This window comes from Flagellimonas rhodophyticola (assembly GCF_049332665.1).
GTDB lineage: Bacteria > Bacteroidota > Bacteroidia > Flavobacteriales > Flavobacteriaceae > Flagellimonas.
In genome coordinates this window covers 1,599,007-1,623,664 of the sequence record NZ_CP186326.1, presented here as the reverse complement: position 1 = coordinate 1,623,664, position 24,658 = coordinate 1,599,007, and the positions used below count along the sequence as shown (strand labels likewise).

Annotated in this window: 26 protein-coding genes; 5 read left to right on the top strand and 21 right to left on the bottom strand. The window is 38.4% G+C overall.

What is annotated here, in order from left to right:
• Nucleotides 1–99 precede the first annotated feature (99 nt).
• Nucleotides 100–504 (top strand): hypothetical protein, encoded by a 405-nt coding sequence (locus ACOKFG_RS07260; RefSeq protein WP_298794420.1) that lies wholly within the window; start codon nt 100–102, stop codon nt 502–504.
• Between the two features lie 4 nt (nt 505–508).
• On the opposite strand, the gene rlmN is transcribed toward ACOKFG_RS07260, so the two are convergent.
• From rlmN to rsgA, 8 genes are all read right to left on the bottom strand, one after another.
• On the bottom strand, nt 509–1,549 hold the full coding sequence (rlmN, locus tag ACOKFG_RS07255) for a 23S rRNA (adenine(2503)-C(2))-methyltransferase RlmN (protein WP_299488265.1): 1,041 nt from the start codon (nt 1,547–1,549) through the stop codon (nt 509–511).
• Between the two features lie 82 nt (nt 1,550–1,631).
• Nucleotides 1,632–2,681 carry a tRNA preQ1(34) S-adenosylmethionine ribosyltransferase-isomerase QueA gene (gene queA, locus ACOKFG_RS07250; protein ID WP_298794416.1) on the bottom strand — a complete coding sequence of 350 codons (1,050 nt, stop codon included), beginning with the start codon at nt 2,679–2,681 and terminating at the stop codon, nt 1,632–1,634.
• Between the two features lie 87 nt (nt 2,682–2,768).
• The gene (locus tag ACOKFG_RS07245; RefSeq protein ID WP_299488267.1) at nt 2,769–3,998 is read right to left on the bottom strand and encodes a 3-phosphoshikimate 1-carboxyvinyltransferase; all 1,230 of its coding nucleotides are present in this window, start codon (nt 3,996–3,998) and stop codon (nt 2,769–2,771) included.
• Nucleotides 3,999–4,067: 69 nt separating this feature from the next.
• Nucleotides 4,068–4,394: a nucleotide pyrophosphohydrolase gene (locus tag ACOKFG_RS07240; RefSeq protein WP_298794412.1), complete on the bottom strand. Its 327-nt coding sequence runs from the start codon at nt 4,392–4,394 to the stop codon at nt 4,068–4,070.
• Between the two features lie 3 nt (nt 4,395–4,397).
• On the bottom strand, nt 4,398–6,338 hold the full coding sequence (locus tag ACOKFG_RS07235) for a transglutaminase domain-containing protein (protein WP_422862118.1): 1,941 nt from the start codon (nt 6,336–6,338) through the stop codon (nt 4,398–4,400).
• Nucleotides 6,339–6,343: 5 nt separating this feature from the next.
• Entirely contained in the window at nt 6,344–8,242 is a 1,899-nt protein-coding gene (locus ACOKFG_RS07230; protein ID WP_422862117.1) for a DUF3857 domain-containing transglutaminase family protein, read from the bottom strand.
• Between the two features lie 80 nt (nt 8,243–8,322).
• Nucleotides 8,323–8,775 (bottom strand): D-aminoacyl-tRNA deacylase, encoded by a 453-nt coding sequence (gene dtd, locus ACOKFG_RS07225; RefSeq protein WP_422862116.1) that lies wholly within the window; start codon nt 8,773–8,775, stop codon nt 8,323–8,325.
• Complete coding sequence (gene rsgA / locus ACOKFG_RS07220; RefSeq protein ID WP_298794405.1) at nt 8,776–9,726, bottom strand: ribosome small subunit-dependent GTPase A; 951 nt, start codon at nt 9,724–9,726, stop codon at nt 8,776–8,778. It lies immediately after the preceding gene.
• A 93-nt stretch (nt 9,727–9,819) separates the two neighbouring features.
• Between rsgA and ACOKFG_RS07215 the strand changes: the two genes are divergently transcribed.
• A complete protein-coding gene (locus ACOKFG_RS07215) occupies nt 9,820–10,260 on the top strand; it encodes a hypothetical protein (protein WP_298794403.1) in 441 nt (146 codons plus the stop codon).
• 117 nt (nt 10,261–10,377) lie between these two features.
• The gene (locus ACOKFG_RS07210) at nt 10,378–10,818 is read left to right on the top strand and encodes a hypothetical protein (RefSeq protein ID WP_422862115.1); all 441 of its coding nucleotides are present in this window, start codon (nt 10,378–10,380) and stop codon (nt 10,816–10,818) included.
• Between the two features lie 61 nt (nt 10,819–10,879).
• On the opposite strand, the gene ACOKFG_RS07205 is transcribed toward ACOKFG_RS07210, so the two are convergent.
• The 5 genes from ACOKFG_RS07205 to ACOKFG_RS07185 form a co-directional block, all read right to left on the bottom strand.
• Nucleotides 10,880–11,554: a head GIN domain-containing protein gene (locus ACOKFG_RS07205; RefSeq protein ID WP_299488278.1), complete on the bottom strand. Its 675-nt coding sequence runs from the start codon at nt 11,552–11,554 to the stop codon at nt 10,880–10,882.
• A 127-nt stretch (nt 11,555–11,681) separates the two neighbouring features.
• A complete protein-coding gene (locus ACOKFG_RS07200; protein ID WP_299488280.1) occupies nt 11,682–12,764 on the bottom strand; it encodes a bifunctional 3-deoxy-7-phosphoheptulonate synthase/chorismate mutase type II in 1,083 nt (360 codons plus the stop codon).
• Between the two features lie 8 nt (nt 12,765–12,772).
• Nucleotides 12,773–13,633: a prephenate dehydrogenase gene (locus ACOKFG_RS07195; RefSeq protein WP_299488283.1), complete on the bottom strand. Its 861-nt coding sequence runs from the start codon at nt 13,631–13,633 to the stop codon at nt 12,773–12,775.
• Between the two features lies 1 nt (nt 13,634).
• Nucleotides 13,635–14,780 (bottom strand): aminotransferase class I/II-fold pyridoxal phosphate-dependent enzyme, encoded by a 1,146-nt coding sequence (locus ACOKFG_RS07190; protein WP_299488509.1) that lies wholly within the window; start codon nt 14,778–14,780, stop codon nt 13,635–13,637.
• Nucleotides 14,774–15,604, bottom strand: a complete 831-nt coding sequence (locus ACOKFG_RS07185; RefSeq protein WP_298794393.1) for a prephenate dehydratase — start codon at nt 15,602–15,604, stop codon at nt 14,774–14,776. The genes ACOKFG_RS07190 and ACOKFG_RS07185 overlap by 7 nt, the downstream gene beginning before the upstream one ends.
• A 379-nt stretch (nt 15,605–15,983) precedes the next feature.
• Here ACOKFG_RS07185 and gldA point away from each other — a divergent pair, with 379 nt between their 5' ends.
• Both gldA and ACOKFG_RS07175 read left to right on the top strand, forming a co-directional pair.
• A complete protein-coding gene (gldA, locus tag ACOKFG_RS07180; RefSeq protein ID WP_299488285.1) occupies nt 15,984–16,883 on the top strand; it encodes a gliding motility-associated ABC transporter ATP-binding subunit GldA in 900 nt (299 codons plus the stop codon).
• Between the two features lie 46 nt (nt 16,884–16,929).
• Complete coding sequence (locus ACOKFG_RS07175) at nt 16,930–18,132, top strand: redoxin domain-containing protein (RefSeq protein ID WP_299488288.1); 1,203 nt, start codon at nt 16,930–16,932, stop codon at nt 18,130–18,132.
• Nucleotide 18,133: 1 nt separating this feature from the next.
• Here the strand turns inward: ACOKFG_RS07175 and ACOKFG_RS07170 are convergent, their stop codons facing one another.
• From ACOKFG_RS07170 to ACOKFG_RS07135, 8 genes are all read right to left on the bottom strand, one after another.
• Nucleotides 18,134–20,458: an outer membrane beta-barrel family protein gene (locus ACOKFG_RS07170; RefSeq protein WP_299488290.1), complete on the bottom strand. Its 2,325-nt coding sequence runs from the start codon at nt 20,456–20,458 to the stop codon at nt 18,134–18,136.
• Between the two features lie 64 nt (nt 20,459–20,522).
• Nucleotides 20,523–21,245 (bottom strand): helix-turn-helix domain-containing protein, encoded by a 723-nt coding sequence (locus ACOKFG_RS07165; RefSeq protein WP_299488292.1) that lies wholly within the window; start codon nt 21,243–21,245, stop codon nt 20,523–20,525.
• Between the two features lie 65 nt (nt 21,246–21,310).
• Entirely contained in the window at nt 21,311–21,709 is a 399-nt protein-coding gene (locus ACOKFG_RS07160; RefSeq protein ID WP_299488294.1) for a group III truncated hemoglobin, read from the bottom strand.
• A 378-nt stretch (nt 21,710–22,087) separates the two neighbouring features.
• Nucleotides 22,088–22,684, bottom strand: coding sequence for a Crp/Fnr family transcriptional regulator (locus ACOKFG_RS07155; RefSeq protein WP_422862114.1), 597 nt, complete (start codon nt 22,682–22,684; stop codon nt 22,088–22,090).
• Nucleotides 22,681–23,289 (bottom strand): MarR family winged helix-turn-helix transcriptional regulator, encoded by a 609-nt coding sequence (locus tag ACOKFG_RS07150; RefSeq protein WP_422862113.1) that lies wholly within the window; start codon nt 23,287–23,289, stop codon nt 22,681–22,683. Before ACOKFG_RS07150 ends, ACOKFG_RS07155 begins: the two co-directional genes overlap by 4 nt.
• Nucleotides 23,290–23,344: 55 nt before the next feature.
• On the bottom strand, nt 23,345–23,485 hold the full coding sequence (locus ACOKFG_RS07145) for a DUF2024 family protein (protein ID WP_313819543.1): 141 nt from the start codon (nt 23,483–23,485) through the stop codon (nt 23,345–23,347).
• Nucleotides 23,486–23,606: 121 nt separating this feature from the next.
• Nucleotides 23,607–24,329 (bottom strand): hypothetical protein, encoded by a 723-nt coding sequence (locus tag ACOKFG_RS07140; protein WP_299488301.1) that lies wholly within the window; start codon nt 24,327–24,329, stop codon nt 23,607–23,609.
• A 44-nt stretch (nt 24,330–24,373) separates the two neighbouring features.
• Nucleotides 24,374–24,607: a thioredoxin family protein gene (locus ACOKFG_RS07135; protein ID WP_299488303.1), complete on the bottom strand. Its 234-nt coding sequence runs from the start codon at nt 24,605–24,607 to the stop codon at nt 24,374–24,376.
• Nucleotides 24,608–24,658 lie beyond the last annotated feature (51 nt).

Sequence of the window (24,658 nt, the reverse complement as noted above, 5' to 3'; positions counted from 1 at the left end):
GTAAGGCAAAACCATCGATAATCTGCGTTGCGGAGTGGTTTCCTTTTTAAAATTCCACGCAACCGATTATGGCTTCGCATATCTTGATTAAAAAAGACTATGAGGTTAACGTATTTTGGTTGGATTATCATCGTTTTTGGTATTGCTGTTTTAAGTTGCAATACGGATGATGTGGAGGAAACAGTTGAAGGTTCATTTGAAGGGGTTTTTACCGTTACGTATTCGAACAATGAGACCTTTTCAAATTCAGTTGAGGTTACCTTAAATAATGGAATATATTCGTCTACTGCAGGTCCCGATAGACTTCCAGCTGGTGGAACCGGAACTTATGAAATACTATCCAACACTATTACGTTTGAAGATGAAGGTGTTTGGACTGCCGATTTTGACTGGAACCTAATCTTAAATGGAGCTTACAGCTACACCCTTTCTGGAAATAAATTAATACTATCTGCTGAAAAAAACAACGTAGGAACGTATACGTACGAGCTCACAAGGAACTAATCCATTATTTTTTATTGGCCAGCTGTCCACAAGCTGCGTCAATGTCCTTTCCTCTGGATCTGCGAACAGTCACCGTAATTCCATTTCGCTCCAGAATTTTTTTATACATATCAACGGAATCATTCGAGGCTTGTTGGAACTCTCCATCGTCAATAGGATTATATTCAATCAAGTTCACTTTTGATGGAGCGAATTTACAGAACTTTACTAATGCATTAGCTGCCTCCGGGGTATCGTTGATGCCTTCCCAAATCACATATTCATAGGTGATTCTATTCTTTGTCTTGCTATACCAGTATTCCAAAGCCTCTCTCAAGTCTTTTAATGGAAATGTAGCATTAAAGGGCATTATTGATGTTCGCACCTCATCGATGGCTGAATGCAAGGAAACGGCCAAACCGAACTTTACCTCTTCATCGGCCATCTTTTTTATGATTTTTGGAACACCCGAGGTAGAAACTATAATTCGTTTGGGCGACATTCCCAATCCTTCTGGGGAGGTGATTTTTTCAATGGCCTTGAGAACGTTATTGTAATTCATCAAGGGCTCTCCCATTCCCATAAATACAATGTTGCTCAGCGGTCGATTAAAATATAGTCTGCTCTCATTATCGATAGCAACCACTTGGTCATATATTTCATCCGGATTAAGATTGCGCATTCGCTTTAACCGGGCCGTAGCGCAAAATTTGCAGTCCAGACTGCATCCTACTTGACTGGATACGCATGCTGTTGTTCGAGTATCTGTGGGAATTAGTACAGATTCGACCACCAATCCATCGTGAAGGCGTACCGCATTTTTAATGGTACCATCCGAGCTACGCTGCATTTGGTCTACTTGAATGTGGTTGATAACAAAGTTATCTTCAAGCATCTTGCGCGTTTCTTTGGAAACATTGGTCATTCCATCAAAGGAGTGGGCAGATTTTTGCCATAACCACTCGTACACCTGATTTCCACGGAAGGCTTTTTCTCCTTGCTCCACAAAAAAATCACGGAGTTGCTCTTTTGAAAGTGCACGTATGTCCTTCTTTTTTATTTCCACGGGTCAAATATAATCAAGAAAAATCCCGTAGGGTTTTAACCGAACGGGATTTCCAATATGGTTTAATACGTTGACTTTTGCTTTAAATGATAAGCATTGCATCACCATAGGAGTAAAAACGATACCCCTCTAAAATGGCTTGTTTGTATGCTTTCTTCATTAAATCATGCCCTATAAAGGCAGAAACCATCATCAATAATGTCGATTTTGGCAAATGGAAATTGGTAATCATGCAGTTTGCAATACTAAACTCGTATGGAGGGAAAATAAATTTATTGGTCCATCCTTCAAACGTATTTAGGGTATGTTCCGATGAAACAGCGCTTTCCAAGCCTCTCATAACAGTTGTTCCCACTGCGCAAATACGTTTTTTATTTTGCTTGGCACTGTTTACAACTTCAGTGGCTTTTTCATCAATCACCAATTCTTCGCTATCCATCTTGTGCTTGGACAAGTCTTCTACCTCAACTGGGTTAAATGTTCCTAGACCAACATGAAGGGTAACTTCTGCAAAATCCAATCCTTTGATCTCCAATCTTTTCAATAAGTGTTTTGAAAAGTGAAGTCCAGCAGTAGGCGCTGCTACAGCACCTTCGTATTTGGCATAAATGGTCTGGTAACGTTCTTCATCTTCCGGCTCAACATCTCTTTTGATGTACTTTGGAAGTGGTGTTTGACCCAATTCACGAAGTTTTCTTCTAAAATCCGTGTAAGAACCATCATAAAGAAAACGCAATGTTCTTCCTCTTGAGGTTGTATTATCGATTACCTCAGCAACCAAACTTTCATCTTCCCCGAAATACAATTTGTTTCCGATACGAATCTTTCTAGCAGGGTCTACCAAAACATCCCAAAGACGTTGTTCTTGATTTAACTCGCGTAGCAAAAAAACTTCGATACGGGCACCAGTTTTTTCTTTGTTTCCATATAGTCGAGCTGGAAATACCTTTGTGTTGTTCAAGACCATTACATCTCCTTCATCAAAATAATCGATTAGGTCCTTGAACATTTTGTGCTCAATTTTTCCGGTTTCACGATGAATCACCATAAGCTTGGATTCGTCCCTATTTTCTGCTGGATATTCAGCTAATAGTTCTTTAGGTAGTTCAAAGTTGAAGTTTGATAATTTCATGCAGGCTTTTTTAGGAGTTTTTTAAAAGAGGGCAAATATACAATCTCGACATAGGGGATGTCAAGTAATTTGATGATTAAATGTGATTTACAACTTGTCGATTGAAAAACCTAATGTTTCCAAGTCGTTCCAGAAATCTGGATATGATTTAGAAACCACACCTGCATCATTGATTTTCAATGGAATACAGATACCCAAGGGTCCAAAAGCCATGGCCATGCGATGATCATTATATGTATCCACGGCTACATCGGAATTTATAGTTGGGCATGGCTGAACCGTCAGACTTTCAGTATCAATGTCAACTGTAGCGCCAAATTTTTCCAATTCAGCTTTCATGGCAGCCAGACGATCAGTTTCCTTTATAGGCAGCGTATGCAGGCCTGTTAGATGACATCCCATACCAAGACCCAAGCAAGTAACAGAAATAGTTTGCGCAATATCAGGAGCATTGGACAGTTCATAAGCGACCGTTTCTAGATTACAGTTTCCAGTTTTTGAAAGGATAATCTGGTTGTTGGAAAATGTGGTTTCCACGCCAAAATCTTTATAGATTTTAGACAAAACACTATCCCCTTGTAAAGAGCTTTCTTTGTAGGAAGACAACTGAATTTTAGTTCCGACTTCGCTCATAGCCGCAATACTGTAAAAGTAGCTCGCAGAGCTCCAATCTGATTCTACAACCAAAGTTGTATCCTTCACTTCTTGAGCTGAGGAAACGGTGATTATATTGTTCTCAAATTTAGTTTCAATCCCAATCTGATCCAATAGTCCCAGAGTCATTTTAATATAGGGTACGGAGGTTATTTTTCCCAATAATTCCAGTTCCAAACCATTTTCCAAACTTGGAGCAATAAGTAGTAATGAAGAAATATATTGACTACTGATGTTCGCAGGTAACGAAACTTTACTTTTCGTCAGTTTCTTACCGGTAATTTTAATGGGAGGATAACCTTCTTGGTTTTGATACGATATTTGCGCGCCCAATTTACGTAGTGCTTCCACCAAAACTTTGATTGGGCGTTCTTTCATTCGTTCGGAACCTGTCAGAACTACTTCCTTGCCTTCTTGTGAAGCAAAAAAACCTGTTAAAAATCGCATGGCCGTGCCCGCATGGTGTATGTCAACTTCTCCCGTATTCTTTTTAAGCCCAGCTTGCATCACCTGGCCATCATCTGAATTTGATTTGTTCTCAACTGTTATATTCGGAAAAAGTGCCTGCAGTAATAAAGATCTATTGGTCTCACTTTTGGAGCCGGTAATCTGTATGGCTTGATTGATTTTTTTATCGTTTGAAAAGGAAAGTTGGAGTCTCAATTACTTCGTGTTTTATTGAAACCCCAAAACTAGAAAAAACCGCTTGATCGAGCTGTGATGTAAACTCTTTTATTTAAGTTTTTCGTTATTCTGGTGACGATCGTGGTCCCTTTTGGTCTTTAGCTCCAATTTTTTATCAAAAGCATCTTGCAAGTCCACTCCCGTTTGATTTGCCAAGCACAAAACCACAAACATGACATCTGCCAGTTCTTCTCCCAAATCTTTGGTCTTATCTGACTCTTTTTCACTTTGCTCACCATAACGCCGTGCTATGATTCTGGCCACCTCACCGACCTCTTCTGTCAACTGTGCCATGTTGGTCAGTTCATTAAAATAGCGAACGCCATGTGCCTTGATCCATTCATCAACGGCTTTTTGGGAGTTTTGGATGTTCATCACCTAGATTTTTGACAAAACTACTTTTTCCGTTTCTTTTTCTACTATTTGCGTATAAAATTGTTTTAGAAACTCATAATAATTGGCTGGGATTACCGCTGTTGGAGAGCTTAATGTTGCTCTTAAATTTATGGTTGTATCTGTTGCTGATATAAGATATTTAAATGAGCCAACATTATCGGGTAGTGACAAGGCCATTGATTCTGGAACTGATTCGACCTTGTACCCTTCAGGGATTTTAATGGTGATCATGTATTTATCTTCCCACGGAAATCCGTAGTCAACTGGATATTCTCTTTTTTCTGCTTTAAACGGACTTTCCATAGTGCATAGGTGCAGCATAGGTGAAAAGTATAATTTGCCTGAAATTGTCTCAATCACGTCCTCTTTATAAAGGCTATAATTCTGAACTATCGGTTTATATAGCTCTTCATTATTTTTTAGTTCATAATCCGAAATTTCAATATCACCCTGCTCTTTTTCCAGTTCTTCCAGAAAGGATTCTTCGGTGCCCTTGTTATACATGTTTCTGAACATGTAAGCGTTGTTTTGCGTATACTGTTGCCGTATTTTGGCATCTATTGATCCATCTTCATTTAAATCAACTTGCATCATGACCATGTCAATGGATTTTTTTCTTGGCATTAAATCCATAGTTTCAGAATTACCATTTTCCGAAACCATTCTTCCGAGCCAATTCAAAGTTCTGGTTGGCAGTACATCCATAGTGCTGTAACTGTTGGTGGCGTCAAGAAGATGATAGGTATCTCCAACCTTAGCTGCGGCAATCACATAATTATATCCTTGAAGTGTTGGAAATAAAGGCACTCCATGATCCCTTGTACTTGTAAGCACCGGATGCGCTTTTATACCGGCATGTTTAAGCATTGCTACGAGCATTAAATTAATATCTGCACTATTGCCCGTTCCTTCCTTATATGCTTTTCGCGTTCCTTCATCAACACCATATCCTCTATAGGTGTTCCACTTTACCTTTTGTTTAGCAAATTCCAGTACTTTTTTGATTCTTGCTTCCTCTCCAGCAACTCCCTCTAGAGCAACATCCAACTCTTCCTTGAAATAATTACTCTTATCAAGTTCGTCACCAAACGAACCGCTTGTATAAATGGTTTTAACAACGTCATCCCATGTTTTGGAATATGCCTTATATGTGCTCCCAGGAATTTCTAGCGAAATTATCTCAAATTTTACTCCCGCACGGTAATTCCTAATATTGGAAACGAAGTTCTCTCTTTTCATTGCGGGTATATGTTCCAAATCGTAGCTTGTGGTCGTCACATTCAGATTGAGATTAGGGTCCCGTGTAGAGTCCACTTTGGGAACCAACGGAAGGAAACCTTTTTGGCGTTGTCTGAATTTGAAGTATTCCAATATTCGCATACTGGCCACAACCTTTTTTATAGGAATGGCATCTTGAAAGATAAATTCATCGATGCTTTGTACATATGGTGATCTAATAATATAGCTAAATTCTACAACCGAACCTGCCTTTACGTTTGGCATGGTAAATTTGACCTGATTCCTATTCTTGGATTGCTGGGTCTTGAAAATTCCATCTTTACCCAATTTTGTCTCAACAATATCATCCCCTTCAAGTGTATAGGTGTATCCCTTAATGGCTGTAGCTTTCTCCTCTGAATCACCTTCGTACAGGTTGATTGTTTCGGTAGCATAATCAAAGCCATCCGTATTATAAATCTTTATTCGCTTATGAATCTCTGTTATGAGGAAAAGTCCTTCTCCCTTGGAATACCTGTAAAAGGATTTTCGGTTGATATACAAATATGCCGCTGGAGCCGTGGAATCTTTTGCATAAACTTTCTCCTTTAATTCCTCTTTTGAAACTTTCCTGAATTTATAGTCTTGGGCACTTAAGGTATAGCCCATGGTTAGCAATAGGACTACAATTACTTTTTTGGTCATTGGTCTTAATTTGATATTATAAGTTTTAGGTTGTCATTTTTGGCCACGAACCGTCGAAAGGTCCTATAGGCATTGTACTCTTCTTTAGGGTAGTCCCCCTTAAGAACAAGAAGCTTTCTTTTGTACAATAGTTTGTTATCGTCTTTTTTCGAAACTTCTATTTCATAAGTTCCAAATTTGGTTTCCTTGGTTATTTTCTCTGGTAATTGACCTATGGAAAAGTCTTTGGGCACCTCAATCGTGCATTCATCTTCATCCAAAAACCCTCTTTGTATTCTAAAAGGCAGCTTTCTACTGCGGTACCTAGTCGGAACATAGCCGTTATTGTTGAAAGCGTTGACCGGAATTATGAGGTCACTCCCATTTTTAGAGACGTAGTCCGAAGCATGGACACTTACCTTTTCCGTAAAAACAACATCTTCCCTATTGTTTTCAAAACTGAATTCATCGACTTCAAGGCCGTTTATATTGTCCCAAAATTCGCGATAATGCTTAATAACATCTTCTTTGGATCTCCCCTTGATTCCGAACCTATTATCATATTGAACTCCTGTTGTTTTGATAGTAACCTCACCATCAATAGAGCCATCTTCCAAAATTTGATATTGCGATACTGTTTTTTGAAGATTTTTTTCATTTAAATAGGCTGCGGTTCTGACAATCTCACCGCCATCAGGCTTTACCACCAACACCTTCCTATCATCTGTAAAGTCTCCCACGAATCCAAAAGGATGTACTTGAGAGGTGCAGTCAATCCAATAATATTGATCATTATATGGAATGGCTAAAATTGCATGATTCCCTTGTAACAAATCTGCAAAATCATCTACAAAATCAACTTTTGTATTTCCTGCCTGGACCACCACGTAGTATGAAGCTACCCCCACTGCCTCCAATAATGCCTTGGTATAGTTTGAGAGGCCTTTACAATCGCCATATTTCACCTTATCGACCTCAATAGCACTTATAGGTTGAAAACCTCCAATTCCTATTTGCACGCTGATATATCTTGTTTGGTCCTGCACATATTGATAGATGATTTTTGCCTTTTCCAGATCATCGTTCACTCCATTGACCAACATTTTGGCCTTTGCTAAGGTGCTTGCTTCTAAATCAGTTCTTCCGGACAATAGGTTCTTATCAATCCAAAGACCCATTTCCTGCCAATTATCAATTTTGGCATTGTATCCTTTATAATGAAAATTGGGCAGTCTTACCGATAGCTTTGGGCAAAATGTATTGAAAGGAGGGCTCAAACTTTCTCCTTTTAATGCTGGAATATTGTTGGAAGTGTATGATACAAGAGCGTTTTCATCCTTTTTGTCAAAAGCGATATTGGTCAAATTGTTTTCAACAACTACGGGTTTTAAATCCTGGGAGGGATACGAAATAGAATATCTGCTTTGCTCAACTGAAATGCCATAACCTGAAATAAAGTACCATTGCGGCATAACTCCTGTATCTGAGGTTTCAATTTCATATATAAATTCAATTGTATACGGATATTGAATGGGTACATATCGATGAAATAATAACCTATCATCCAAATACAATGAAAAGCCATCTACCGCTGCAATATCTCTAAAGTCTTTTTTCTTAATGTGTTCTATTTCATTACCCTCAGCGTCATACACAAAAGCCTCTATTTTTTTTATCCTTTTCTCTTTATCATAGAAAGCACGAGTTCTCGCAAAATTGTCTCCATCCTTATTGAGAACTGTAATGGCCATATGCGCTGTATAAGTCATTTTATTTATGGCACTTATTTGAATATCCATGGCATCCAAACGAGCTACAGCATCTGCATTTTTAAGGAGTTCGGGAGAAATCTCTGAGAATTTAAACTTTTGGGAAAATGAAAAACAAGAAATTAAAACAAATAGAAAAAAGATAGGAATTCGCATTGAGGTTGGTAGGTTGATTTAGATGGCTCTAAGTTGTTGATTTTCCTACAAAATATAAAAACAATTTCGATTAAAGGTCACTATTCCTTGTTTTTTGTATCGATAAAAATGGTAACCGGACCATCATTCAGTAAATCAACTTTCATATCCGCTCCAAAAATTCCTGTACCCACTTTCTTGCCTAAATCCTGTTCTATATGTCTAACAAAATTCTCATATAATGGAACTGCTACATCCGGTTTTGATGCTTTAATATAGGATGGACGGTTTCCCTTTTTGGTCAATGCATGCAATGTAAATTGACTTACAACAATCACATCTCCTTTTACATCTTGCACAGAACGATTCATTACGCCCTGGTCATCATTGAAAATTCTTAAGTTGATAATTTTTTTTGAAAGCCAGCTTATGTCTTCTTTATTATCCGCGTCCTCAATTCCCAGTAAAACCAGAATACCATCTGCTATTTCTGAAATTACTTTTTCATCAACCGTAACACTTGCTTTTGAAACACGTTGAATTACCGCTCTCATTTATCGCTCTTTATGGATATCTATTCTGTAGTTGTCTTCTTCACCAGTAAGCATTTGAACATAGCTGCGGTACCGACTCCATGAAATTTCATCGGATTCCAAGGCATTTTTTATGGCACATTTGGGTTCGTCCAAATGCAGACAATTGTTGAATTTGCATTCTGATTTCAACTTAAAAAATTCCGGGAAGTAATCACCAATTTCATCTTCGTCCATATCCACAATACCAAACCCTTTTATTCCGGGGGTATCCACGATTCGGGCATCAAAGGAAAGGTCATACATTTCGGCAAAGGTGGTCGTGTGTTGTCCTTGAAGGTGTTGCTGGGAAATTTCTGCAGTTTTAAGTTTCAATCCGGGCTCCAAAGCATTCACTAAAGTAGACTTCCCCACACCTGAATGGCCTGCGAACATACTTGTCTTTCCAAGCATCATGTTTTTAACTTGTTCAACGTTATCTCCTTCCTTGGCTGCTATTTCAATACAGTTGTATCCTATTTGCCGATATAATTGTATCAAATAATCCACCTCAACCATTTCATCTTTATCATACACGTCCATCTTATTGAACAGCAAGACAGCTGGAATATCATAAGCTTCGGCAGTAACCAAAAAGCGATCTATAAAACTGGTAAAGGTCTGTGGGTTGTTCAAAGTGATCAACAAAAACACCTGATCCAAATTCGTGGCTATAATATGGGTTTGCTTGGATAGATTTACCGATTTACGAATAATGTAATTTTTTCGTTCCATAATCTGGTAAATTACAGCCACAGTTTCGTCGCCTACCTTCTCCAAATCGAATACAACCTCATCTCCAACAGCGATGGGATTGGTGCTTTTGATACCCTTTATACGGAACTTTCCTTTAATGCGACATTCATAAAAACTACCGTCCTCCGCCTTTACGGTATACCAACTTCCGGTAGATTTATAAACAGTCCCTTGCATTATTTGTTAAAATTTTCGATACAAAGAAACAATAATCCTCTTATTGGTACGATATATGTAGTTAACAGTTTATTAAACCAAAAAATTCTAATCATGAAAAAAATCTTTTTTATCGCAGTGATAGCCCTAGCTGCAACAGTTGAAATGAGTGCACAACAATTTAAGGTTATTACCAGCGTTGAATCCATCGTACCTAACGGTCTGGGACGCTCTAGAATCGTTAATGCGTTGGAAGATAAAGATTACAGGGAGTATACCAGTGTACAGACAGATGATGACAAGACTCGTAATAAATCGAAGCGAGGAGAAATTCGTGTAAAGAATTTTGAGGAAACCAAATTGTTGAACTTTTACAACATTGGTGGTATCCGTTTTCAAAACATTGCTGCAAATGATGCTTTGATCACTTCAATGATCAATGATATGGTTGCGAATGGATGGGAACTTGCTTTTGTGAACAGTGCTGTTGAAAGTGAAGGAGGAAAAGGTGATGGTCAAGGTATTTTTATTACCAGATACATCTTTAAGAAATAAAAACATATTGTTTTTACCATATGAAGCCCCTTGAGAAATCGAGGGGCTTTTTTTATGCTCCATATGCAACCCTTTATTCTTAACGATTGTCTTTTTGATATCATAAAGAAAATAATCATGAAGAAATTTTTATTAGTTGCAAGTTTAGCATTGACCATGAGCTTTGGTCTAAATGCTCAAGAGTATAAGGTAATTACCAGCGTTGAGTCCATTGTACCGAATGGATTGGGAAGATCACGTATTATCAATGCTCTAGAAGATAAGGACTATCGCGAGTACACTAGTGTACAAACGGAGGATGACAATACCAGGAACAAATCGAAACGAGGAAAGATCAGGGTAAAGAACTTTGAAGAAACCAAATTGTTGAACTTTTTCAACATTGGTGGCATACGATTTCAGAACATCGCTGCCAATGATGCCTTACTATCTTCAATGATCAATGACATGGTCACCAATGGTTGGGAACTGGCCTTTGTAAGTAGTGCTGTTGAAAGTGATGGCGGCGAAGGTGACGGGCAAGGTATTTTTATTACCAGGTACATTTTCAGAAAGTAGAAATCTATATAAAACAAAAGCCCCCTAATTAATAAGGGGGCTTTCAATAATCAACTTTTTGCTAATCCACCATATACACCCTTCCACCAATAAAAGTATTCTTATATACCTTTTTGGGTTTTCCATAGACATGCACATCTCCGCCTGCCTTTACGCTGATATCCACAACTTCTGAAGCAAATATATCAGCTTCACCCCCAGCTGATATTTTGATATCGGTAGTGGCGGTGCGCAAATCCTTACCGTCGAAAATTCCTCCTGTGTTGATTACAATACTTTGGTTCTTGGCGAGTCCGGTCGCTTGGACAATTCCTCCGGTCACCGCCCTTATATTGGCATACTCTACATCCATCCCTATATGAATAGCTGCTCCTTCTTGTGCTCTAAGTTCTATTCTATCCTTTTTCACCATTTCATTGCAAGTAATTTTAGCTCCCTCGTTACCATCAATAACATCCAAATTGGTATAATAAACTTCAATTAGGGTATCCTCACCCAAGAATTTTCTATCCAACTGCATGCGAAGTTTCAATACTCCATCCCTATTCATCCAAATTATATCCTCTACATTCCTTCCTTTGATTACGATGCGCTCTTCATCCGATTGGATAAGGTTTACTTCTATTAAATCAAAAACTTTGATTTTATTAAAATCTCCTACCTCTGTATCAATCATTCGCTGTGAAAAAATAGCTGTGGTAAGAAATAAAAGACCTAGTGTTAAAACATTTTTCATAGTTGTGTTATTTAATCTATATAGAGATGAATCCATTGACCAACTGTTACAGTAAAAAATAAAAAAAACCATTTAGAACAGAAAATTATTCCGTCCTAAATGGTTGAACACCACTAAATATCCAAGACTAGTTATTGATAATCTTTTCTTGGTGGTTGATGGATTCTTGGTGGATGGCCTTGAACATACGCAAAACGAATTCTTCGCTAAGCCCTCTTTGTTCCCCTTCTAGAATCATATTACCCAAAATCGCATTCCATCGGTTGGATTGGAGTACGGCTACGTTCTTTTGCTTTTTAAGTTTTCCTATTTCATCGGAAATTTTCATTCGTTTGCCCATAGTATCAACCAATTGGTTGTCGATAACATCAATTTGGGCCCTGAGATTACTCAGTTTGCTATTGTATTCGGCTTCCTGATCAGTTTCCTTACGTATACGAAGATCTCTCATAATCTGAACTAGAGTTTCAGGTGTTACCTGTTGAGCAGCATCACTCCAGGCATTATCTGGGTCATGATGGGTCTCAATCATTAATCCATCGAAGTTCAAGTCCAATGCAGTTTGGGAAACATCAAAGATCATGTCCCTCTTTCCTGTGATATGGCTTGGGTCGTTTATGATAGGTAAATCCGGAAATCTTGATTGCAACTCAATTGCCATTTGCCATTCCGGAATGTTACGATATTTGGTTTTTTCATAGGTTGAAAACCCTCTATGGATAACTCCCAATTTCTTGATATTGGCGGTATAAAGTCTTTCAACAGCTCCCAACCATAAGGATAAATCAGGGTTTACAGGATTCTTGATCAGTACCACTTTGTCCGTTCCTTCTAAAGCATCAGCTATTTCCTGAACGATAAATGGGCTTACGGTTGAACGGGCACCAATCCAAAGCAAGTCCACATCATGCTCCAATGCAAGGTCTACATGGGCTCTATTGGCTACTTCCGTTGCTGTCTTAAGGCCCGTTTCTTCCTTCACTTTTTGCAACCACTTTAATCCGATGGCGCCTACTCCTTCAAAATTACCTGGACGTGTACGAGGTTTCCAGATTCCGGCACGGTAATAATTCACATCCGTATCTTTTAATTCATGAGCGATTTTTAGTACCTGCTCCTCCGTCTCAGCACTACATGGCCCGGCTATTACCAAAGGATGTGGTAAATTCATGCCATCCAGCCATTTTCTCATTTCCTTAGTGTTTTCCATCTTCTTTTTTATTTTTTTGTAAGTGGTATTCCTTTTAATATTTGTTTGATTCTATTGGTATTACTCATTTCATTATAAACATTCTCAAAATCGTTTTCGACAAGCAATTGTTTGAAAGTCTCCAAGTTTTGAATGTATTCTTCCAAAGTTTCGATTACGTTCTCCTTGTTTTGTTCAAAAATTGGTGTCCACATATCCGGTGAGCTTTTTGCCAAGCGTACCGTGCTCTCAAAACCACTGCCAGCCATGTCAAAAATATCACGCTCATTTTTTTCTTTTTCAATAACTGTCTTTCCCAACATAAATGAGCTGATATGTGATAAATGGGATACGTAGGCAATGTGCTTGTCATGCGCTTCTGGGTTCATATATCGAATACGCATTTTTAGTTGCTGAAAAATCTCCAATGCTCTTTCCTGAAGTTTGAAAGCCGTTTTTTCCACTTCGCAGATAATATTGGTCTTTCCTTCATACAAACCAGAAATCGCAGCAGTAGGACCTGAAAATTCAGTTCCCGCTATTGGGTGACTTGCCAAAAAGTTTCTTCGTTTTGGGTGATTGGCAATGGCTTCGCAGATGAGCTTTTTTGTTGACCCGGCATCAATGACCACAGTATCATCGCCAACAGCATCCAAAATTTTGGGCAGATCAACTAGGAGTGCATCAACGGGGATAGTTACAAAAACCAATTCTACATGTGAAAGAACCTCGTAGGAACCCTTTTCGTCAATGAGTCCAAGGGCCAACGCCTCATTTAAATTCTCCTCGCTTACGTCGATTCCAATAATATGGGAATCGGGGCGCAACAGTTTAATGTCTTTTGCAAACGATCCACCAATTAATCCAATACCTATAACAGCTATATTCATATCAAAATCTATCGATGGCTTCTTTTATCTTTTCTTCTTTCACGCAAAGTGAAAACCGGATGTATCCTTCTCCATTGCTCCCGAAAATGGTTCCGGGAGCAATAAATATGTTCTTTTCAACCAGTATTCGGTCTATAAATTCTTCGGACGAAGCAGCTCCTTCTGGAAGTTTGCACCAAACAAACATTCCAACAGCATCTTTTGAATATTCGCAGCCTAATTTTTCAACCAACTCAAACATCAGTTCCCGTCGTTTGGCATATACCTCATCTAGGTGTTCAAACCATTCAGGTCCACTCTTCAAGGCAGCAATAGCTCCTTTTTGGATACCATAGAACATCCCTGAATCCATGTTACTTTTTACCTTAAGTACCGCATTGATGTGCTCGCTACTGCCCAAAACCATGCCCACTCTCCAACCAGCCATATTGAAAGTCTTGCTTAAACTGTTAAGCTCGAGTGTACAATTCTTGGCTCCTTCAATGGACAAAATGCTTATTGGATCATGGGACAAAACAAAGCTGTAAGGATTGTCATTGACCAACAAAATTTCATTTGAATTGGCAAAATCCACCAATGCTTTAAGCTGCGTTATAGTGGCGGTCGCTCCGGTAGGCATATGTGGATAACTCACCCACATCACCTTGGTTTTGGATAAGTCTTGTTTAGAAAGTTCATTCAAATCAGGGAACCATCCATTTTCAGCTTTTAAATCATAGGTTTTTGGCACAGCACCCACCAATTTGGTTACGGAAGCATAGGTTGGGTACCCAGGATTGGGCAACAATACCTCATCACCTTCATTCAAAAAAGCCATACTGATATGCATAATACCTTCTTTGGACCCCATGAGCGGCAAAATCTCTGTAGATGAATCAACTTCAACTTTAAACTTGGCTTGATAGAAGTTAGCTATGGCCTCCCGAAGCGCTGGCAATCCTTGATAACTTTGATATTGATGCGCCCCAGTATCGGCAATGGAGTCTTTCAAAGTTTCCAAAACCTTTGGCGAAGGAGCCAAATCAGGACTACCTATACCCATATTAATAATGGGCTTTCCGGCATTGATCATACCTCTTACTTCCCTCAATTTTCTGGAGAAGTAGTATTCCTGAATTGTATTTAGCCGTTCAGCTGTTATCATGATACCAATGCGTTTTTATATTCTCCCAAAACCCTAAAATCTTCGGACATAATTTCCAATAAAGCTTTTGCCTTGGCAAATTGGTCATAGGTCTCAAAGGTTACATCCACAAAAAAGGCATACTTCCAAGGCGTCTCAATCACAGGTAGCGACTGGATTTTGGTCAAATTCATATTACAATCACTCATCACATTCAGTACCGTTGCCAAACTTCCTCTTTTATGATCTGTAATAAATCGTAAAGATGCTTTGTTGATTTCTTCCTTTGGTAAAACCTTATTTTGCTTTTTAAGGATGATAAATCTTGTAGCATTATTTTTTATGGTCTGGATTTCTGCAGCAATAATATCCAATTTGTACAAGTCTGCCGCGACTTTTGGAGCAACGGCAGCAATATTGGTCAATTGACCTTCTTTAATGCGTTTGGCTGTTTCTGCGGTATCAACACTTTCAACTAACTTAATCTCAGGATATTGTTTAAAAAACTCTTTACATTGCAACAATGCCATAGGATGAGAATGTACCTCTTCAATATCTTCAATCGTGGTTCCTGGCAAAACCATCAAATTATGGTGGATACTTAAATAATGCTCTCCAATAATGTGGATATTGTTATGATAAACTAGGTTGTAATTTGGGATTATGGAACCTGCTATGGAGTTTTCTATAGCCATAACACCTTTATCTGCGGTACCATTGCACAAATGGTCAATCATTGCATCAAATGATAGGCACTCAACCAAATCAATATCATCTCCAAAAAAGTCATTGGCAACTTGATGGTGATTTGATCCTTTGATTCCTTGTATGGCTATTTTTAAGCTCATGGCAAAAAAAAATCCCGATTTACATCGGGACTTCATATCTTTTTTATACTTGTTGTATATCTAGAATAGTCCCGTACTTCTCTTAAAAAAGAAGTAGAAATAAAAACCGTTCCAGAAATACGTCTTTGTCATTTCATTAAATTCTTGGGCTAAGATAGGTATTCGGATGAAAAACAAAAGACAAACCCAAAATTTTTTCGATTTTTAGTGAAAATGTTCAATTTGTTACATTTTGCTTTGCAGAATAATGATTTTTTTAAGGATTTGAAATTTTGCGCCAATCAAAATGGACTATTCAAATCACTTGTATAGTTCAAATTATGGATTGTGTTTCCTTCAGAGAAATCTAAAACAGTATTTTTGATTCAAATTCGTTCTCATGTCAATCAAAGTCAATCACATTACAAAAACCTTTGGTAAGCAAAAAGCACTAAATGATGTTTCTTTTTCCATAGAAAAAGGGGAAATCGTGGGTTTTTTGGGACCCAATGGTGCCGGAAAATCGACCATGATGCGAATTTTGACCACCTACTATAAAGCAGATCAGGGCGAAGCTGAAGTCAATGGACATGACGTGCTCAACGAAGAAAAAAGTGTTCAAAACAGTATTGGGTACCTTCCGGAGCAAAACCCTTTATATCATGAGATGTATGTAAGGGAATATTTGGCATTTAATGCAGATGTCTATACCGTTCCAAAAAAAAGGATTGAAGAAGTCATTGAACAAACAGGACTTTTAGCGGAAGCGCATAAAAAAATTGGTCAACTTTCCAAAGGCTATAAACAACGTGTAGGGTTAGCTGCAGCATTGCTTCATGACCCTGAGGTGCTGATTCTTGATGAACCAACTACCGGACTTGACCCCAATCAATTGATCGAGATTCGAAAATTGATTCGTTCAATTGGAAAACAAAAAACCATATTACTTTCAACACATATCATGAAAGAGGTTGAAGCGGTATGTGATCGGGTTATTATCATCAATAAAGGTGAAGTGGTGGCAGATAAAAAACTGGAGGGACTTCGCGAAGCAACAGAACAGATTATAGAAGTTGAGTTTGATTATCGTGTTGAGGAAGTATTATTGAAAAAACTACCACATGTCTCCCACGTCAAAAATACAGGAGGCTTTGTTTACGAAATAACGTTTAGTACCTCCGAGGATATGCGACCTGCCGTTTTCGATTTTGCCCACGACAACAAGTTGAAAACCCTTCAATTAAGCCGAAAGAACAAAAATCTGGAAAGTTTGTTTACGGAGCTGACTTCTTCATCTTAATCTCAAACAAATTGTGCCCAAGTTCAAAGGGTAAAAATCAGAAGCTATGAAACAATTTTTTAAAGTATTTTTTCTCTCCATCGCAGTTATTTATTCTTGTAAGACGGATAAAAAAAATGAGAGCTCTGCAATTGAAACCAAAAAACTTTCGGAAGAAAAAGCATTTTTTACAGCAAATCCGCAAGCCATTCCTGAACAAGAAGTAACCACGCTAAAAATTGGTGAAAGTGCCCCTGACTTTAATCTCCCAGGAACAGATGGGAAATTTCATTCTTTAAAAGACTACAACAATGCTAGTGCATTGGTTATCGTTTTTACATGTAACCACTGCCCCACTGCGCAGGCATATGAAGAGCGTATTATACAACTGACCAAGGATTATAAAGATAAAGGGGTTCAGATAATTGCTATTTCTCCCAACTCCACTAACGGACTATTGCTAAACGAACTTGGATATAGTGATTTGGGGGATACTTTTGAGGATATGATCGTAAGAGTAGAAGATAAGGGCTTCAATTTCCCCTATTTGTATGATGGCGACACCCATAGTGCATCCTTACAATATGGGCCGGTTGCCACACCACACACTTATGTTTTTAACAAAGACCGTAAACTAACTTATGTGGGTAGGTTAGACACTTCTGAAAAACCAGGTACCGCAAATGCCGAAGACGTGCGCAACGCTATTGATAAAACACTAACTGGTGAAACTATCGAAGAACCAGTAACAAAAACTTTTGGTTGTTCCGTAAAATGGGCGTGGAAGGATAAATATGCCAAAAAAATAAACAAAGAATGGCAAGAAAAGGAGGTAACATTAGAAGAGCTTTCTGCAGATGGTATTGAAGAACTTTTCAGGAACGATTCTGATAAATTGAGGCTTATGAATCTTTGGGCTACTTGGTGCGGCCCATGCGTGCATGAGTATCCGGAATTTATAGATATTCACAGGATGTACCGCGGACGTGATTTCGAGTTTATTTCGATCAGTGCGGACAATCTTAAATCAAAAGACCGTGCCTTAAAGTTTTTACAGAAAAAGCATTCGGCATTGACTAATTATATCTACTCAGAAAATGACAAATATAAGATGATTGAAGCCGTGGACCCTGAGTGGGACGGTGCATTGCCCTACACTGCATTGGTGGCTCCTGGCGGTGAAATTATATATCGGAAAATGGGCACAATTGATGCTTTTGAATTAAAAAAGACAATTGTGGAGCATCCTATGATAGGGAGGTATTATTAAACTAGTTTATCCGTTTTAGATTCTCGTCCACATCCTTGTTTTTAAAATTTGCGCTTTTACTGTTTCCAAAGCGGTATTTCACAGAAAGTGCTACTTCTCTGGCATCAGCAAAATATACTCCATCAGCAATAACTCCGTTCAAGGCATACTGCTCTTCAAAATTCATTGCACGTGTAATATCATTGAATCGTAGGGTGCAGTCCCAATTTTTAAAAAAGGTTTTGGATAATGAAGCTTCAAAAATTGCCATACCATTTCTTTTAAAAATACCTTCTTGCCGTCTGCCCATCGCCCAAGCTCCCATGACTAAGGTCGTATCTTTTGTAATCTTCAATTGGTGGTTTGTATAGACATACATATATGGTTTGGCCGATGAAATAGTGGCGCCTTCGTCTTTCAACTGGTTATAATTAAGTGTAATTGTGTTGTTTGAAGTCCATATTCCTTTGGAATAGGGTAAAGTGACCCCAGTATAAAATCCGACTTCTTTCTCCAGATTTACCAAGGAAAGTAGGGCAGTATCGGCTTGGGCATCATACGAGATGGTGAAATTGGTCGGATTCGAACTTTGGTAATATGTTAGGAACAAAGATTTGTTCCCTTTTTGATAGTTTGCCGAAACTTCATTGGTCAATGTGGGCCGTAAATTGACATTTCCCGAACCTTCCAAAAATGGGTTGATAAAAGCCGTAATGGAACTGGCTCTGGAGAAATCTGGCCGTCGGATACTTCTGGCATAGTTAAAACTCAACGTTTTGGTACTATCCAAAACAAAAGAGATGTTGGCTTTGGGAAACAAGTTGATATTATTTCTGGCGACAATAGGTGAATCTTGAGAAGCAATATTACCATCCACCGTATTATGCTCAGCCCGCAATCCAGTTTCAAAATCGGTCTTCTTTCCTAGTTTACCTGAAACGGAAGTATAACCTGCCAACAACTCCTCTTCATAACCAAAATCTATAAGCGTTTCTGTATTCGTTGAAACCTGCCGAATTTGGGTAAAAGCATCCGCTTTGGCTTGGCCTATATTGGTTCCTAGTTCCAATTTTAGATTCTCGGAGAATTTCTTTTCTATATCAAATCGAAATGCAAACGAATTGATACTGTATTCCTGTGCCCTAGTTTGATCTAAAACAAACTCCGAATTATTAATGCTGTTTGTGATTTCCGTATCCAAAGTCTGTTTGAATCCTGAATATTGAATCCCGGTAAAAAGATTCCAAGTATCGGGCAATTTTTTATTGAAGTTGAACGAAGCGGTATAATAGTCCTTGGTGTTATCGTTTCCGGTTCGTGTTTCAATAAATTCTTCATCATCTCCGTCTGCTAAAAAAGTATCCGTAAAAAATGGAGCATCATCGGTTTGAGCACGTATGGTTGAATTAAAGGAGACGTAGTCAGAATCATTCCATTGAAAATACAACCCCAACCCTCCATTTATTTGAACTCTATCATTTCGAGGTATCAGCACAAGATAGTCTACCAAAACATCTCTTTCAGGAATCTCAAACAAAAAACTATTGCTTTCCCATTGTTGTAATTGATTATACGCCAAGTTGCCACGAATGGTCAATTTTTCATCAGAAAAGCTAGAAGTAAACCCGGAATAATTATTGAAATTCCTACGTGCAGATGCCGTCTCGGTTAAACTTCCCTGCAAACCTTTATTTGCTTGAGCCTTAAGAGTAATCAATAGCACCGCTCGACCCTCAGCTTCATATTTTGCAGATGGATTATTAATAAGTTCGATGGTTGCTATGCCATCCACTGACAATGCCCCGAACTCTTCCATAGAGATGCGTTGATTGTTCAAATAAATCAAAGGATTGCCCTTTCCTAAAATGGAAACTGACTCCCGGTCAGGAGACACCTGGACATTCGGAAGACGGGAGAGTAAATCTATCGGGTCTGGAATTGACGAAAAATAAGGATTTTGGACATCCACTTTTAGATTACCCCCTTTATACTCGATAGGGTTCTTGGTGGCAATGACTTCCACTCCCCTTAACGCTGTTGCATTTTCTTTTAAGGTTATAGAGAAACTCCGGTTTGCATCTAGAAAGAATTTTTCTTCATGCAATTCATATCCCAGAGCAGAAATCTGCAAGATATAATCCCCTTCTGGGACATCTTCTAAAACGAACTTGCCGTCCAATACTGTTGTGTATTTCTCCAAAGTATTGGATTCGCTTTGAAGCAGGAGAACATCGCAAATCGAGACAGCAATCTCATTTTCGTCAAAAACCTGTCCTTCCAACTTATGAAAATTTTGGGCATTGGCACTACAAACCAATAAAAGGAACAATACATCTAATCGCCTCAAAGTATTATGTTTTGGGGCAAAATAAAATCGGAAACTCCTTTGTTAAAGAATTTTAGGGTCTGAATTAGGTACTAGTACCTGTACCTTTTTGCAGTAATTCCTTTCTATTCACAACATTTAACTTCGCATAAATGTTGGTAATATGGGTTTTGACCGTGCTAAGGCTTATAAAAAGTTCACTGGCAATTTCTTTGTTGGTCTTACCCTTTAAAATCAGATTTCGAACCGTGACTTCTTGCCTACTTAATTCAGGTAGTGGTAAACTTTTGCGCTTAGTTCTGAAATAAATAGTCGAAAGGACCAAAGAACAACAGAGTATGATAAGCACCATATTTAGCCATTGACTTTGTGTAAGTTTTTGGTTTAGTATCTCTTGAGTAATTAATGCCATCTTCTCTTCTAAAAAAAGATATTCTTTTTGGGGAATTTTACTATCGCGAAGCTCTTCCAGAAGTTTTGCATAATATGTTGGGTTTTCGGCCATATCACGATTCAAAAGTTCTTTTTCATCCAATAATTTTACCGCCATTAGTTTTACACCCAGTATTTGGATGGAATCCCTGGTATACGCCCTGAATTGTTCTTCCTTTACAAGTTTTGTCTGTTCGGCTCGAGATAGTCTCTCTTCAAAATCTTTGAGTTTTTTCCATTCACTCAAGGAAAGTTCCTCAAGTCCTTTATTTAGAGTACTGTCTTTTTCTGAAGTGTGGTCACTAACTTCCTGTGAAAACACGCAGTTCGCACAGAGAATCAACAAAAAGAATACTATTTTTTGAATATTGAGCACCCGTAAAGTTTGAGATAAATTTCAACAAAAAAGAAAGAACAATCAAGGTGTCGATGTAATTTAATTCATTCCTGAGTCATTCTTCGTTGTTCAAAAATGGTAATAAACATGCGCACGCTGATATTTCGGGCACGTTGTTTGGCTTTTTCCGCATTATCTCCAACAAAGTTGGTGTCAATAGTATCTATCCAATATCGAAGCCAAATTCCGAAGTGCTCGTTGGTTATGGTTCGATTCATTTTTTGATCTACTTCCGCATGAACCATTAATGGGTTTCCCCTATATTTTTGCACAAAAAAAAGGTTGGTCTCCCAAAAGTTGGTCAATTTTTCAATATGCTCCGGCCAATCTTCAATTAAGTCATTGAAAAAGTGACCTATCTCAGCATCCTTTCTGACCTTTTCGTAAAACTTGGTCACCAAAAAATTTACATCTTCCCGGGTTTCTATCTGCTTTCTGGACATACTAGTACGAATTTATGATTAATACTAATGTACTGAGCAACACACTTATAATAAACAGGTTAAAAATCACTTTTGGCTTTTGCTGGGATAAAACAGCTGCGTTGAAACCCATGCAGGCTATAGTAACTAAAAACAATTGTACCATTTGAATTGGGGCCACCCCTTTAATTAAAATATAAAGAGCCGCAATAGATCCCAGGCAGCTCTGGGCAATAATAAAAATAGCGGCATATCCGCTCATATTCCTTTCAAATTCCAATAAACCTTTGTGATAGAGTTCCATGATATATGTCATTTGTCATATTATGAAACAAAATTAAGTGGGTCTTGAGGCTGTATTTTATGACTGAAATCATAAAACAATGCTTAGTTCAGTCTCTAGCGTAAAATTTTGTGCGATTGAAGTTGGACCATCTTCTTTTTTTCTAAAGACTTGATAGCTCGTATTACAGTTTCCACCCGTAAACCAGTGAGGTCAGCCATTTGTTGACGGGATAGTTCGACCAAATACTGTTCTTCTTTCGGAATGTTGTGGATATGTGTTTTGAAATAATCTATCAATTTCAGTAATCGATGCTCCGGACTTTCCGTCGAAATCTCAGCCACCATGGTGGCCTTATAATGCAATCGGCCCGCAAGGATCTTGGTCAACTCCAAATGTAACTCCGGGTTTTCTCTAAGTAATTTGAAGAAGTTTTCTTTTTCCAGTCTCCAAACGGAGCTTTGCTCAACAGCTTCGGCCTGAGCTGGATATTTCAATTCAGCAAATAAGGGAGGTTCGCCAAAACTTGAACCTGTTGAAAATAGGCCTTGTATAAACTCTTTCCCATCTTCATTGAAGTTGTTCATTTTGATCTTGCCGGAATTCACCTGATAATAATACCGGGCTTGGGTATCAACATTGAACAGCACTTCCTTTTTTTCTAGATGTATCTTCGAAGCACCGTACTTTTTCAAAACCTCTTCTGGAATCATAACTTTTCTTCAAATTCCACACAATCCAATCGAATATCGGTATGCTTCAATTGTTTTTCTAGAAGGTTACAGAAATGCGTATTGGCAGTCTTTTGATAGAATTTACATGCAAAGCAAGTGCGTTGTAACGTCAAAACCCCAATTTGATTCAGTTGATAAATCAATTTGCTCAACGTTTTGAAAAGGTTTTCCTTTTCTTTCGTATCAATAATTTCCAACTGTTCAGCTAAAGGATTGGCAAAATGTTCTGTGTCAGCCACAATCTTTTTTCCTTCGCCAGAAAGAAGAATAGAGTAGCTTCGGTTATCTGCTGAGGAATGGTCCTTGACCACTAATTTTTTTTTGACCAAAACACGTATGGCATCGCTTATTGTAGGTTTGGTCACATTAAACTCTTGGGCTAAAAAGCTAACGTTGTTGAATTCACTTTTGTGATATGCTACAAAAATCAAAATCTGAATTTGTATAGGGCTTAATCCCAATAATTTCGCTTTTTCCCATAACAGTACTTTGAAAGCCTGCGAGATACGCTCCAATCCAGCAATTATTTTGCTTGAAAGGTCCTCTTGCTGCTGCTCCGGGTCAAAAACGCTTCTTTTATCCATAGTAAACAATGCCCGCCGATAGTTTCGACAGGCAAAGTTAGTTATCCTAATTAAATTAGGAACAATTTTCCATTTCAATGATATGATATCCTTCTGTCTCGATGTTCTTCACTACATTTTCCGGCGCAGATTGCATATGACAGAAGCGGCATTCGTTGGTGGATAGTTTTCCGGTTTCAAAGGGCTTGGAGACCAAATATTCCTTTCCATATCCAAAAATAACTTCCGTATCATAGTGGTGGATGGGACCAGAATATCAAAATGCATTACTTTTCCATCACCTCTTGGCACATAAGTATCCCAAACAGAAACTTCCATCATTTAACAGTATAGGGTAGGGACAGATCACCACTGGCAATGCTAAAAACTTCATAAACACCCAGCATTGGTAAATTCTCTTTGCTGGTATTGACCTTCATAAAAGCTGAAACACCATCATAGTTGAAATCAGTTTTGTTATTGATTCTATAATTTGGCACAACAACTTTTATGCTGTTATTCTGGTTCATCACTGGATATCCAGGAGAATCCATATACATTGGCATCCCTGGGTTAGTAGGTGGCAGCACAACAGTTTTATCCGCTTTCTTGAACTGCTTCACAGAAAGTCCGCCCGCAACGCGCTTGTCTTCAGTAAGCACAACCCAATGCGGATGCCATATTACACCATCATTATCAAAAACGGAATCATTGTTCTCATCCCAAAGTGGCGTATCATCAAAATCGGGATGCGATGTTAGGGCCAATGCCACAATGCCTTCGGTATCTCCAAAACCAACATCAGTAGGTTTTAAGTTTGTGGGAAATACATATCCTAGAACCGGTGCCCCATCCAACTGTCCGGCCGGTATTGGAACGGTCGCACCGGCCTGTCCACCTACCGTAATCTCCCAAACGATAACTCCTAGATCCGGTTTGTTCGTAACTACTACCGTTTTAATTTCAAAATCAGCATTGTTATATGGGCTTTTCTGGGCACAGGAAGTAAAAAGGCCACTACCCAATAACAAAATCGACATAAGTAAATTTCTTTTTTTCATTTTACTATTAATAAGGATTCCTAACTTTATGAATTAAAAAAATATCAAGGCTTTAGATCTTCTATAGAAGCACCATAATTAATGTGCAATATATTACCATTTGGGGTTATTAAGGCTGGTACTGACTTTACTCCTTTACGCTCAGCCTCACTAACCTTTTCTTTGTTTTCTCCGACATGAACTATCGAAATATTCTCGGTGCCGATTAGGCTAACCAAGTCTTGTTCGGCGCTAACACACACAGGGCAACCTGCATGATAAAAAACTGATTTACTCATTTCATTTATTTTTTAGGTTTTTCATTATTGCTTTGCAAATATAGTAAGGAT